Origin of the sequence: Paraburkholderia sp. GAS38 (assembly GCF_050434965.1) — a bacterium.
GTDB classification, from domain to species: Bacteria; Pseudomonadota; Gammaproteobacteria; order Burkholderiales; family Burkholderiaceae; genus Paraburkholderia; species Paraburkholderia phenazinium_A.
In genome coordinates, this window is the sequence record NZ_JBNDJO010000004.1 from 300,549 (window position 1) to 313,190 (window position 12,642).

The 12,642-nt window shown below is 58.8% G+C and carries 10 protein-coding genes and 1 pseudogene; 10 read left to right on the plus strand and 1 reads right to left on the minus strand.

Features of this window, described 5'->3' with window-relative positions; genetic code table 11:
- Positions 1 to 10: 10 nt before the first annotated feature.
- Positions 11 to 244 carry a LysR substrate-binding domain-containing protein gene (locus P3T42_RS11730; protein ID WP_429306126.1) on the minus strand — a complete coding sequence of 78 codons (234 nt, stop codon included), beginning with the start codon at positions 242 to 244 and terminating at the stop codon, positions 11 to 13.
- Between the two features lie 1,060 nt (positions 245 to 1,304).
- On the opposite strand from P3T42_RS11730, the gene P3T42_RS11735 reads away from it, so the two are divergent.
- The 10 genes and pseudogenes from P3T42_RS11735 to arsH all read left to right on the plus strand — a co-directional run bounded on the left by P3T42_RS11735 (position 1,305) and on the right by arsH (position 12,519).
- Positions 1,305 to 4,091, plus strand: coding sequence for a type VI secretion system Vgr family protein (locus tag P3T42_RS11735; RefSeq protein ID WP_429306127.1), 2,787 nt, complete (start codon positions 1,305 to 1,307; stop codon positions 4,089 to 4,091).
- A 21-nt stretch (positions 4,092 to 4,112) separates the two neighbouring features.
- The gene (locus tag P3T42_RS11740; protein WP_429306128.1) at positions 4,113 to 6,305 is read left to right on the plus strand and encodes a T6SS effector phospholipase Tle3 domain-containing protein; all 2,193 of its coding nucleotides are present in this window, start codon (positions 4,113 to 4,115) and stop codon (positions 6,303 to 6,305) included.
- Positions 6,302 to 7,798, plus strand: a complete 1,497-nt coding sequence (locus P3T42_RS11745; RefSeq protein ID WP_429306129.1) for a virulence factor — start codon at positions 6,302 to 6,304, stop codon at positions 7,796 to 7,798. Before P3T42_RS11740 ends, P3T42_RS11745 begins: the two co-directional genes overlap by 4 nt.
- A gap of 11 nt (positions 7,799 to 7,809) precedes the next feature.
- Entirely contained in the window at positions 7,810 to 8,067 is a 258-nt protein-coding gene (locus tag P3T42_RS11750; RefSeq protein WP_429306130.1) for a PAAR domain-containing protein, read from the plus strand.
- A 143-nt stretch (positions 8,068 to 8,210) separates the two neighbouring features.
- Positions 8,211 to 9,047: pseudogene (locus P3T42_RS11755) on the plus strand (hypothetical protein).
- Positions 9,048 to 9,263: 216 nt separating this feature from the next.
- Positions 9,264 to 9,581 (plus strand): DUF4148 domain-containing protein, encoded by a 318-nt coding sequence (locus P3T42_RS11760; RefSeq protein WP_074295174.1) that lies wholly within the window; start codon positions 9,264 to 9,266, stop codon positions 9,579 to 9,581.
- A gap of 167 nt (positions 9,582 to 9,748) precedes the next feature.
- Positions 9,749 to 10,081 (plus strand): ArsR/SmtB family transcription factor, encoded by a 333-nt coding sequence (locus P3T42_RS11765; protein ID WP_074295173.1) that lies wholly within the window; start codon positions 9,749 to 9,751, stop codon positions 10,079 to 10,081.
- Between the two features lie 169 nt (positions 10,082 to 10,250).
- On the plus strand, positions 10,251 to 11,327 hold the full coding sequence (gene arsB, locus P3T42_RS11770) for an ACR3 family arsenite efflux transporter (RefSeq protein WP_429306297.1): 1,077 nt from the start codon (positions 10,251 to 10,253) through the stop codon (positions 11,325 to 11,327).
- Positions 11,328 to 11,332: 5 nt separating this feature from the next.
- On the plus strand, positions 11,333 to 11,755 hold the full coding sequence (gene arsC / locus P3T42_RS11775; RefSeq protein ID WP_429306131.1) for an arsenate reductase (glutaredoxin): 423 nt from the start codon (positions 11,333 to 11,335) through the stop codon (positions 11,753 to 11,755).
- Complete coding sequence (gene arsH / locus P3T42_RS11780) at positions 11,755 to 12,519, plus strand: arsenical resistance protein ArsH (RefSeq protein ID WP_429306132.1); 765 nt, start codon at positions 11,755 to 11,757, stop codon at positions 12,517 to 12,519. Before arsC ends, arsH begins: the two co-directional genes overlap by 1 nt.
- The last annotated feature ends 123 nt before the right edge of the window (positions 12,520 to 12,642 follow it).

Here is a 12,642-nt window from a genome sequence, read left to right on the forward strand (position 1 = left end):
CGCGCTAGCACTAACGCTTCGCAGTCGACTCGTTGCTCGCGAACAGTTCGGCGAGCCAGTCGATGAAGACGCGGGTTTTCGCACTCAGGTGTCGATTTGGCTGATAGGCAACAAAAACGGGAACCGGATCCGATACCCAGTCGCTCAGGACGGTTTCGAGTGCGCCGCCTTGAACGTGCGTTGCGGCGGAAAACGTCAACGCATGGACGACGCCGAGACCGGCCAGGCCAGGCCAGGCCAGCACGCTACCTTTCAAAGGGTAGCGACAGCGCGCGCGAAGAAGATGTCGCGACTCTCGCGAATCGATGCGGAGTCGCTGTACGCTTCGGCATTTAAAGACTTGACACAGCCTTTGCTGGTAGACGTGTTCGCAAGATATCCAGACACTTTTCCTGTTCGGCTCGCCGCATTTCATAGAAGGACAGTTTGGCGCTTCGCGGTTTGGCGCGCGAGTCATTCGGACGGTAGTAGCGGATAGTCAAGAGAAACCGCCCTCGCTCTACGCTAACAATGTTCTGATAAAGAATCACCGTGCGACTCACCTGACAACGATCGTCAAAAAATATCGCACGCGTCATGAAATTCATGCTTATTAGCGCGCCAAAAGGGGCTACAAAAAGCATAAAAATATCGCCGAAGCTTAAAAACGGGTCCGATTGCGCGAAAACGAAATAGCACACTGCAATTATTAGCATAACGACGACCAGAAGCGGCATTGCAAAGCGACTGCCACGCACGATGAGTTCTGGCTGAATAGTCTGAGGTAGGCTGCTCATATTTGGAGTAAAAGTTTTAATGGGTGGTTCGCACGGCCCCGAGTGTTGCTTTGCACATCTAGCCGCCGCGATCGATATTGCTGGCGAACACTGATGGGCTGGGACGGTATTCTGCACGAAGGTCAAGGAGTTGGGGCAAGAAGCTGCGGGATTAATCCAGCCAGCATAGATTCCGGTTTTCCTGAAAGTGCGCACTGTCGGCGAACCGGCAACTATTACTCTGCCCTCTTCGGCCGCATTAGCACGCACGTAGATTTTTCCTACCGTTAGACGGCATCGCTGCCAAACCGCGATGACGGCATTTCATTCTCAAATGGCTATGCTCAACAGATTAGTCTTTAGGACAAACTGGATTGCGCAGCCTATTTTTGGCCCTATACCACCCTCTCTCATTGACAGTCTAACGTTCTAACTGCTAGCGTCTCAGCCTGTTTCGGGTGGTCGTTAAGACAATTCATTTCGCCTTGAAGAAAATTAACAAATAATCCGCCCTTTACGAGAGAACCTAAATCGTTGGGGGCCGTTTCCGTGAGTGACGTTCAGGTATTCAAACAAGCCGTGGCAGGAATGCTCGACCAGGAGCGGCGTCCGGTCCGGCTGCATTGGGGAAACGCCCAGCGCTCGCTCGAGCAGGTATTGCTGGTGCACCGTCTCGAGATCGACGAAGGCCTGATGACGGGTGTCCGCGGGCAACTGACCTGCCTGTCCTCGCGCGCCGATCTCCCCAGCAAGGCGTTTCTGGGTCTGCCGGTTACGGTCCAGTTGGTCACGGACGTCGGCAAGCTGCACAACATCAGCGCGATCGTGACGGCCTGCTCGGCCGGCCAGTCCGACGGCTCGCTGGCCTGCTATCAGTTGACGCTTAGCGACGCACTGTCGGTCATGGAGCGTCGCGTCAATTCGCGGATGTTCCGCAGCAAGAGCCTGCCCGACATTCTCGACGTGATGCTGCGCGAATGGACGCAACGTAGCCCTGCCCTCGCGAGCGCCTTCGAGTTCGACCTGTCAGGGTTGACGCGTTCACGGTATCCCGCGCGGGAACTGACCCGCCAGGTGAACGAGTCGGATGCCGCGTTCATCCGGCGCCTGTTGCGCCGCGAGGGCGCGACCGTCTTCGTCAAGGCGGGCCGGGCATCCGAAGGCGACAACAACGGCAGCGAGAGCCCGGTCCATACGCTGGTGTTTTTCGACGACCCGATGAAGCTGCCGCAGAGCACTGCCGGGACGGTCCGTTATCACCGGGACGCCGCGACCGAAGAACGCGACACGGTGCAGCAGTGGGCCGAATCGCAGACGCTGATTGCCGGCGCCGTGAGACGCGCGTCCTGGGACTACAAGGTAGCGACGATGTCGCAGACCGATCAGGTGACTATCGTCGATCAGGGCAATGCCGGCAACGACCTCGCGCACCTGCTGGCCGACTCGGCAATCGATACGCCACACGCCGGCGATTCGTGGTCCGACTACGACCGGATCGCCAAGGACCGAATGCTGGCCCACGAGTTACGCGCGCAGTGTGTGCACGCCGCGGGTACCGTGCGCGATCTGGCGGTGGGACACTGGTTCTCGCTCACCGGTCACCCGGCCGTCGACCCGCGGCCTGCGGAGCAGCGCCAGTTCATCGTGACCTCCTTGCGCCATCGGGCGGACAACAACCTGCCTAAGGAGTTGAACGAGCGGGCCCAGAGGCTCCTCGATTCCAGCAGCCGCATGCCCGGAGCACCCTCCGCGCTGGCCGGTCCGGCAGGAACCGGGGCTGGCGACACGCGCTACCAAAACACCTTTACGTGCGTGCGCCGCGGTGTCGCCCTGACACCCGCCTATGACCCACGCATCGACCTGCCGGTCGTGCATCCGATCACCGCGACTGTCGTCGGTCCGAAGGACGAAGAAGTGTATTGCGACGAATCGGGTCGTATCCGCGTACAGATCCAAGGGCTCAATGCCGACGACCACACCCATGCCCAAGGCGCGGGTACCAACGGCAACGAAACAGATAGCGCGCCGGTGCGCGTCGTCAGCACCCTGGCGGGTCCGAGCTTTGGCGAGAACACCATGCCGCGCATTGGCATGGAGGTGCTGCTGGACCATATCGACGGCGACCCGGACCGGCTCGTGGTCATCGGCGTGCTGTCGAACGGACCGAACAGTCCCGCCACTTTTAGCCACACCGGCTCGCTGCCCGGCAACCGCTATGTGTCGGGCCGCAAGACGAAAGAGATCAAGGGCAGCCGCTATAACCAGTTACGGTTCGACGACACCGCAGGACAGATCAGCAGTCAACTGGCTAGCGAGCACACCTATAGCCAGCTCAACCTCGGCTACCTGACCCAACCGCGCGACAACGGGCAGGGCACGGCTCGCGGCGAAGGCGCGGAACTGCGCAGCGACGCGAACGTGGCGATCCGTAGCGGCAAGGCGATGCTCATCTCCGCATGGCAACAAGTCAAGGCGAGCAATGGACAGCTTGCGCGCGACGAGTATCTGCAGTTGATGCAGGAGTGCGTCGAGTTGTTCAAGAGCCTCGGCGATTACGCTGCCCAGCATCAGGGCCTCGCGATGGATACGCAGCCGCAGAGCGACCTCGCGGCGTCGGTCAAGTCGTGGAATGACGGTGCGGCGGCATCCGGTGACGGCGATGCAAGCGGCGGAGCATCGTCGTCGCAGGCGGTGGTGGGCGTGACCGCGCCCGCCGGCATCAGCATGGCGACGCCCAAGACTGTCGCGACCTATGCCGGCGGCAACGTCGATACGGTGGCGCAAAACCATCTTCAGTACACCAGCGGCCAGAGGATCAATCTGCAGGCAGGACACGGCGTGGCGATGTTTGCCCAGCAGGACGGCATCTCGGCGATCGCGAACCAGGGCAAGGTGCGGCTGCAGAGCCAGGCGGACGACACGCAGGTCGACTCGGCGAAGAACATCCTGCTCACGGCCGCGGGCGGAAAGCTATCGGGGATGGCGAGCGAACAGGTGGTGTTGGTGACGTCGGGTGGCGCTTACCTGAAATTGCAGGGCGCCAATATCGAACTGGGGTGTCCGGGCAGTTTTACTGTCAAGGCGGCGGGACATACGTGGGCGGGACCGGCAAGCATGAGTACGGATATGCCGAAGTTCGATAGTGGGACGTTGGGGCGGGTGCCGCAACTCGTGCGGGCGTCCGACGGTCAGCCTATAGAAGGCTATCAGGCCGAAGTTCACAAGGCGACGGGCGAGATCATCAAGGGGCAGACGGATGCCAGCGGACAGCTCAGCCCAGTCAGCAGCGACCAGTTCGAGCAACTGGTTGTCAAATTCTTCAAGACCGACGTGTGATCGATCGACGGAACATCAAATATGGCTACTGCGAATCCTCCAGAAGTTGCCCGTACACAGGGCGTGGCGCTACTCGACAAGAACCAGAAAGTGATTGCAGTCAAGCCGATGCCGTTACCCGGCGTGGTCATTTTTGTGCACGGCGTGAACTCCGAGGGCGAGTGGTTCGTCGCGGCTGAGAAGGGACTCTGCGCGGGTTTGAATCGCCGGCTGGGGCGCCTGGATGATCAGATGGCGCACAAGGGCCCTGCGGCTGGGCAACTTGCGCCCGCGAGTTATATCAATAGCCTGACTAGTGACGGGTTCATTAATCCCAAGATGAGCTCGAAAACGTACATCCAGGATACGCCGTCGTTTTCACCCGTGATTCACTTCCGGTGGGGTTACAGGGCGAACAAGGAAGAGATGAGGGAATACGGCGGGAACGTGTTCCTCAACGAGCAAAACTATTGGGGCGGCGGTCCGTTTGCAAACGGCTGCTCAAGTCTGCCGGATCTCTGGAACGAAGGCGTGAACGACCGGCTTTTCCTCTGGATCACCGTGCAGGACATCAACCCCGTCGATGCCCGCCAGGTCTATTCGACGCCGGCCCGGAACTACGGCGTGATGGGCGCCCTGAGGCTTGCAAAGCTGATCGAGTCGATCCGTAAAAAACAGGCGGATGCACCGATTACTGTCGTTTGCCATAGCCAGGGTAACATGGTCGGCATTGCTGCGGCATTCCTTGGCGACCGCTTACCGCCGGTGACAGATCAACAGGGCAAGTCCGGACGATGTGTGGCCGATTCGTATGTGCTGACCAATCCTCCCTACAGCCTGGTCACCGACCTTACGCCGGACTCCTACGCGCAACGTAGCATAAAGGACTCGCAGGGCGAACGCGGCCGCGAAACGTTCGAAGCGCGCGCCGAGACGCTCGCAAACTATTTCCAGATCTTGCGCGAACGGGCCAACCTTGAAATGGACCCGGCCAAGGTCGATAAGGAAATGGCAAATTCGCGCCCTTCCGCGAATGGAGGCAAACCCTATTCGGCTGCGGCCGACAGAGCCGCTCACGGACTCAAAAACAAAACCTATGGACGCGTCACACTGTACTGTTGTCCGCACGATCAGGTCATTTCCGCATCGACGGTTCAGGGCATCGGCTGGCGCGGCATGAGTATGTACGAGATGGCCGCAGCCCGCAGTAACGACGTCTTCACCCAACGGGTCTTCGCATCCGGTTTCACTGTCGGGCAAGACCCCACGAATTTTCCCCTCTACGATTATTGGAAGAACGACTGGCGCTACGGCAAGGGCGAAACGCCTGGCTTCTGGTTCCCATCGTCTCCGAAGGCAAATTTTTCGCTCACACGCTCGCTGCACAACCATCAGACAGTGGCGGGAAAGGTCGCCACTTTTATGTCCAGGCATCTCCTCAGCATCGTCAACGTGGTCAAACTGCCGGTGAACGCCAATCCACCGCAAGGATGGGCGGTGGCCGTGACCGCGCCGAAGCTCGATCAGCCTTTCACACCCAAGGCGATCCAGTACGGGCAAGTGGTCAAGACCAGCGACGGGCCCAATGCCGTCAGTGATTTCAACGAAGGCAACGACCCGCCGGCTTCGGCCCGGGACAAGCATAAGGCCGCTGCGGCGAAGCAGAAAGGTGACGCCCTCGACGAATATCAGGGTAGCGCACCTGCATTGGGGGACGCCGACAGCGAAGCTGCACAGCGATATGAAGACCATGCGCTCGTCCGTGAGGAAGCTCGTAGGACGTCGTCTTCAAATGGTTCGCTCCTTGACGATCAGGGACAGGTGGTATCGGAGCAGCCGGGCTATCAGGCGACCAGCTCTCCCGCTGCGTTTTCACATAACGTCGTGCAGAACTATCTGAAGAAGACCGAGACGAACAATCCGACCAATCACTCGACGATCATGACGAACCCCGAGCACGCGGAGAAGGCGCTCGCCTACGACGTGGCGATCGGCGTGTGCCATCTGTCCGATCAGGATCTGTATGACCTCCGTGTTGAGGCTGACTGGCGGTTCAGTGGTGCGGTCGACAAAAGTAATCCGAATAAAAAATATTCGGATTACTTTGCAACAGGAAAAATGGGGGGAAGCTTTCTCTCGAAGTGGATCAAAAACGATCCCGATGCTCAAATGCCTAAGAAAATCGTCGATGAGCGAGACGGCTGGCTCCTTCTTGACGCGGCGAGGTTCCTGTGAATGCACTCCTCGTCACATGGCCGCGTCGTTTGGGATTAGCACTGGGGATATTGCTGCTGACGTTCGTCCCGTTAGCGTTATGGACGTATTATTCGTATCGCGCTGCGCCGCAGCTCTTGTCTCTCGAGGAATTGATGAAGCGATTGATTGTGCTGCCGATTTTACTGACCGTCGCCTTATTGGCGTTGGCGACAGCGGTATGGAAGCATCGAACGCAGTTGTCGACGTCTGCCCTATCAACGTCTCCCGTTGTGGCGACGGCCGTTCCGCAAGATCGCTCGAAACCATTTATGGCACAGGTGGTAGGCCTCGAATGGCTCAACCCGCTTCAGCGACGTGACTATCCGACCGAGTGGGAACTACTGTGGACCATGGGACTATCGAAACCCAACAAGCACGATGACATGGTGGAAAGCGACCCCAAGAGCTTTACCACATTGCAACCTGTCGGAATCGTCGCGGACGGCAATCAGGGTCGCGAATCTTTCGAGGGTTTTTATGAAAAGTACATCGATCACCTTCTCCTCCTGTTCGGCGACGTGTACGTCATAAATCCGAAGTACTTTTACACGGTGCATTCGAAGAATACTGCCGAATGGCGAGAGCTTGCCGGTATTCACATCGAATTTGCAATCCCCGCTGGGCGACTCGACCCTGAAGGAGCACGAAAATACCTCAGTGACCAGATCGTCAACATCTTTGAGATCGGCAATGAAGACGCCACCGATCTTTGGAGCAAAAACATACCACCGGACGTGCACGTTACCCCCGGTGGCCCGAATGCTGGATTCACCTCCCTAAACAAAGCACTCGACTACCTGCAAGTCCACCCTGACAAAAGCGTGTGGGTGATGAACTGGGACGCCCCCAGCTTTCCCCCCACAGATGGGTTAATGAACGAAAACATGGCGCTGCTCATCCTGACCGGGCCGGATTTCAAGACCGAGCGGGAACCGCTCGCATGGATTGGCCGCGCAGCGACAGGCAACACGCAGGACTTCGAAGCAAAGGCCGGCACGACGCGCGCCGTACAGGCGTGGAAAGCGACCATCGATCAGGCCGCGCAAAACGCAGGTGTCGCTGCTCACGACATTCACTATGTCGTCCATGATGCCGGCAAAGGTGATGATGCGGCGTCGGCCAGACTGGCGAGCCTATCGCAAACTCTCACCGAAATACTCCCCGAATACGACTACCAGAAACAGACCTTTAACACGTCCGCCCTGCTCGGCGACATGGGCGCCGGCACGGCACTGACCGACGTTGCCCTGGCAATCGGCCGGGCGAACCACCTGGGTGGCAACACACTCGTGGCCGGTACAACCGATCCAGAACACCCGATGGCAGTCGTGATCGTGCCGCCCTCGAAACTGAACCCGATCGATCCAAACCGCGACTGGTGGCGAGCACGTGGCGAAGGTTTGGCCTATCTCCCGTGGTGGGGCAAACGACCCGACACGAACTACGGCAACGCTCAAGGTTACTCGTACTAGGAGTCAGCTCGATGCGTGGAATCATCAGGAAAGGCGATCGCCATAGCCACGGCGGCCGTGTGGAAACAGGCGCCCCCAACAGCGAAGTGATGGGGCGTCCGGTCGCACGTAAAGGCGATCGCTGCACCTGCCCGATACATGGCGAATGCCAGATTGTCGAAGGCGATACAAACGTCGACGTCGATGGTCAGCCGGCATCTTTTGATGGTCACAAGACCTCATGCGGCGCTACGCTGATTTCGAGCCTGCCCTCCTCGGGGATTGCGTGAGGCAGAGCAATGCGCTTCATGCAAACGACCCGCAACGTCGCCACCAAGAATTCGCGGGCACGTGCGCATTGCTTTCAAAGATATTCGCGAAGCGTCCCTTTTTCGTAATCGGTTCGCGCAGTACGTCGGTGAGAAAGCGGCCGATGCTCCTGCCAGGTCTGATGGCGTGTGCCGTGTTTGCGCTGAGTGTGGTCTTGGCTAATCGACCGACACAAGCAGCAACACCTCAGCCGCTCGCTCGAACGACCGCGGTCGATCAAGCTCAACCCTTCGTCGCGCAGGTCGTCGGCCTTGAGTGGCTGAACCCGTTGCAACGCCGCGATTATCCTACTGAATGGCAACTGTTGTGGACACTCGGGCTGGCGAAACCAAACCGCAACGATGACATGGTGCGCACCCATCCGGAAGCATTTAGCTCACTTAAATCAGTGGCTATAGTTGCCGACGGCAACAACGAGAGGAAACCTTTAGAGGATTTCATCACAAATACGTTGAGCAATTACTGCTGCTTTTCAGTGACCGGTATGCGCAGAATCCGCATTACTTCTACACGGTGGCGCCATCGCAACGTCACCGATATCAATTACGTCGTGTACGATGCCGGCAAAGGCGGCGACGCAGCTTCGGAACGAATCGGTTCACTTAGCCAGACGCTCACGGAAAGCCTGCCGGAATTCAACTACCAGAAACAGACATTCAACACCCCTGGCTTGCTTGGCAACATGGATGCAGGCACCGCGCTGACCAATGTCGCACTCGCGATCAGCCACGCAAACCATCTGGGCGGTAGTGTGCTCGTCGCCGGAACGACTGATCCCGCGCATCCGGTGGCCGTCGTTGTGACGCCACCGTCGACGCTGACACCAATCAACCCGGACCAAGACTGGTTCCGCGCGCGCGGAGAGAACAACGCCTATCTATCATGGTGGGGCAAACGACCCGACACGAACTACGGCAACGCTCAAGGCTATTCGTACTAGCAGACAAACAGTGTCTTTGGACAATGCGCGCCTACCCACAGCGAACAGCAATCACTCTCCAAACATGACATAAACGTAATCCAGGTGTCAGTATCGCGAAACGCCCCTCCGCACACAATGAACGTAACTCATCTCCTCAAGGTTTGGCGGTGAGTCCCGAGGCTTCATTCATCGTGAGTGACGCCGACCACAGTTCAGTTCAGGAGGCAGTTCGCCATGAAGACCCTAATCTACGCAGCGCTGGTTGCCGGCGCACTGGCCGCCCCGGTGCTTTCCTTTGCACAGGAAACGACTACCCCGATCACACGTGCCGAAGTGCAGGCGGACCTGGTGCGTGTCGAACAGGCCGGGTATCACCCGAACGTCAACGATGTGCACTATCCGGCCGAGATTCAGGCAGCGGACGCGCGTCTCGCAGCGCAGGACGCGACGACGCAGAGCGATACGTCAGTCGGCGGAGTATCGATCGGCTCCTCGCAGGCGGGTACACCCACGAACCTCACAGGTGCTCAATCAATCTTCGCTCATCACTGATCCAGCGCTTTCGGGTGAGAGCGTGCTCGACTTGCGCGTGGGGGATTCGCATTTGACTCCACGCGCGAGTCGGCCGCTTGGCACAGCTTTCCACCCGTATCTGCTTTAACATCACCGTCATTTCAACAATACTTGAAATATGGAAATGAATGGTCTATTGTTCCGGCATGGACTCAAACCTCGTTGTACGCGCCCTGAGCGCGCTCGCCCACGAATCGCGCCTTGCCATCTTTCGCCTGCTGGTTGTGGCCGGTCCGGACGGCATGGCTGCTGGTGATATCGCACAGAAGCTTGATGTTTCGCCTTCCAGCCTCTCGTTCCACCTGAAGGATCTGTCTCATGCAGACCTGGTAACGCCGCGACAGGACGGGCGTTTCATCATCTACACGGCGAACTTCGACGCCATGACGGACCTGATCGGTTTCCTGACGGAGAACTGCTGCGCCGGCGCGACGTGTGCCGCGAGCGATCTCCCAAACTGCTGCGCAGACAAACCATGAAGCGCATGCACATCCATGTTGCGGTCGAAAACCTGGGCGACAGCATCCGGTTTTATCGCGCCATGTTCGGTAACGCGGAGCCCATCCGGCACAGTGAACCCGTTTGCCATTGAGCGCCGCGAAGCGCTGGGTTACGACACAATCGGTACGAGGCCCGCAGAGGAATCAAATGAGCAGCAGTGATGCAACGATCGGCGCCGCACGGCCGGCGATCGGGTTTTTCGAACGTTATCTGACGATCTGGGTTGCCCTCTGCATCGTGAGCGGCATCTTGCTCGGGCAAGCACTACCCCTGCTTTTCCAGGCGATCAGCCGTATGGAAGTTGCACAGGTCAATCTCCCGGTCGGCGTGCTGATCTGGGTGATGATCATCCCTATGCTCGTCAAGATCGATTTTGGCGCGATGACCCAGGTAAAGAGCCAGTGGCGAGGCATCGGCGTAACCCTTTTCGTGAACTGGTTCGTCAAACCCTTTTCGATGGCACTGCTCGGGTGGATCTTCATCCGTCATGTGTTTGCGCCGTGGCTTCCGGCCGATCAGCTCGACAGCTATATCGCCGGCCTGATTCTGCTGGCCGCCGCGCCCTGCACGGCGATGGTGTTCGTCTGGTCGCAGCTGTGCAAAGGCGATCCGTATTTCACGCTCTCGCAAGTAGCACTCAACGATTCCATCATGATCGTGGCCTTTGCACCGCTCGTTGCGCTCCTGCTCGGGCTGTCGGCCATCATGGTACCGTGGGATACGCTGATCATTTCGGTTGGGCTGTACATCGTCATTCCCGTCATCCTTGCCCAGTTGCTGCGTCGGCATCTGCTGGCCAAGGGCAAAGCCTATTTCCAGCAGACGGTCGCAAGTCTCGGTCCGTATTCAATCAGCGCACTGCTCGCGACACTCGTCCTGCTATTTGCCTTTCAGGGCCAGGCAATCGTCAAGGAACCGCTCGTTATCGCCATGCTCGCGATGCCGATCCTGATACAGGTGTTGTTCAACTCGGGCCTCGCATACCTGTTGAACCGGCGGCTTGGCGTTGCGCACTGTGTTGCCGGGCCGTCCAGTCTGATCGGTGCCAGCAATTTCTTTGAGCTGGCAGTCGCCACCGCAATCAGTCTGTTCGGCTTTCATTCGGGCGCGGCTCTGGCCACGGTGGTCGGCGTGCTGATCGAAGTGCCGGTGATGCTGTTCGTCGTCGGCATGGTCAACCGCTCGCAGCACTGGTACGAAACGAAACGCAGCATCAAGGGGTAACCGCTATGAGCGTCACGATTTATCACAATCCCGATTGCGGCACGTCGCGCAACACGCTGGCCATGATCCGCAATGCCGGAATAGAGCCGGAAATAATCGAGTATCTGAGAACCCCGCCTGACCGGGAAATACTGAAGGACCTGATTGCTCGCGCCGGCTTGACGGTACGCGCCGCGCTGCGTGAAAAGGGTACGCCCTACGCCGAGCGGGGTCTGGGCGATACGTCCTTAAGCGATGAGCAGTTGCTGAATGCCATGATGGAACATCCAATCCTGATTAACCGTCCGTTTGTCGTCACGCCGCTAGGCGTGCGCCTGTGCCGGCCCTCCGAAGTCGTGCTCGACATCCTTCCTGCTGGGCAGAAGGGGGCATTCACGAAAGAGGACGGGGAACAGGTCGTCGATGGCGAACGCAGGAGGCTTCTCTAATGACGCAGGACATTCCCAACGTCAGCACCCCGCACCTCAACGTACCGGATCTGCAGAAGCTCGAACCGCGCACGGTTTCGCAACACGCTCCGCGAATCCTTTTGCTGTTCGGCTCGTTGCGCCCCACCTCATACAGCCGGCTTCTCACCTTGGAAGCCGCACGCATCCTGCGCCATTTCGGCGCGGAAACGCGGGTTTTCGATCCGCACGGCTTGCCGCTGGTGGACAGCGTGCCGGCCGACCATCCCAAGGTGGTCGAACTGCGCCAACTCTCGGAGTGGTCGGAAGGGCACGTATGGTGCAGCCCAGAACGTCACGGAACCCTGACGGCAGTATTCAAGAACCAGATCGACTGGCTACCGCTTGAAACCGGCGGCGTTCGCCCGACGCAAGGTCGCACGCTCGCGGTGATGCAGGTGTGCGGCGGATCGCAATCGTTCAACGCTGTGAACGCGCTACGCATTCTCGGCCGGTGGATGCGCATGGTGACCATCCCGAATCAGTCGTCGGTGGCGAAGGCCTGGCAGGAGTTCGACGCAAACGGCCGGATGAAACCCTCGGCATATTACGATCGCGTCGTCGATGTGATGGAAGAGTTATACAAGTTCACGCTGCTGGTGCGTGACCGCTCGGACTACCTGACCGATCGCTACAGTGAACGGAAGGAAGCGCACCCGCAGCTTGCAACGACACTGGCGGCCGCCGCCATGAACCAGGAAGCGGTCACCACCAATGCAGACACTGACGACAGCGAAACGCAGTGACGGCCAGAGCGTCATGGTCTGCGGGACCGTGCTGCCCGGGTTTAATCTGGCGATCTGCCTACCGATACATGTCTTCGCAATGGGTGAATGGCTTACCCGTAGAAGATGTCCGGCCGAAATCGC

What these genes read in the sequence shown, in the direction of transcription:
- P3T42_RS11740 (WP_429306128.1), top strand. Translation starts at nt 4,113, where the DNA reads ATGGCTACTGCGAATCCTCCAGAAGTTGCCCGTACACAGGGCGTGGCG.
- P3T42_RS11750 (WP_429306130.1), top strand. Translation starts at nt 7,810, where the DNA reads ATGCGTGGAATCATCAGGAAAGGCGATCGCCATAGCCACGGCGGCCGT.
- P3T42_RS11760 (WP_074295174.1), top strand. Translation starts at nt 9,264, where the DNA reads ATGAAGACCCTAATCTACGCAGCGCTGGTTGCCGGCGCACTGGCCGCC.
- P3T42_RS11765 (WP_074295173.1), top strand. Translation starts at nt 9,749, where the DNA reads ATGGACTCAAACCTCGTTGTACGCGCCCTGAGCGCGCTCGCCCACGAA.
- arsB (WP_429306297.1), top strand. Translation starts at nt 10,251, where the DNA reads ATGAGCAGCAGTGATGCAACGATCGGCGCCGCACGGCCGGCGATCGGG.
- arsC (WP_429306131.1), top strand. Translation starts at nt 11,333, where the DNA reads ATGAGCGTCACGATTTATCACAATCCCGATTGCGGCACGTCGCGCAAC.
- arsH (WP_429306132.1), top strand. Translation starts at nt 11,755, where the DNA reads ATGACGCAGGACATTCCCAACGTCAGCACCCCGCACCTCAACGTACCG.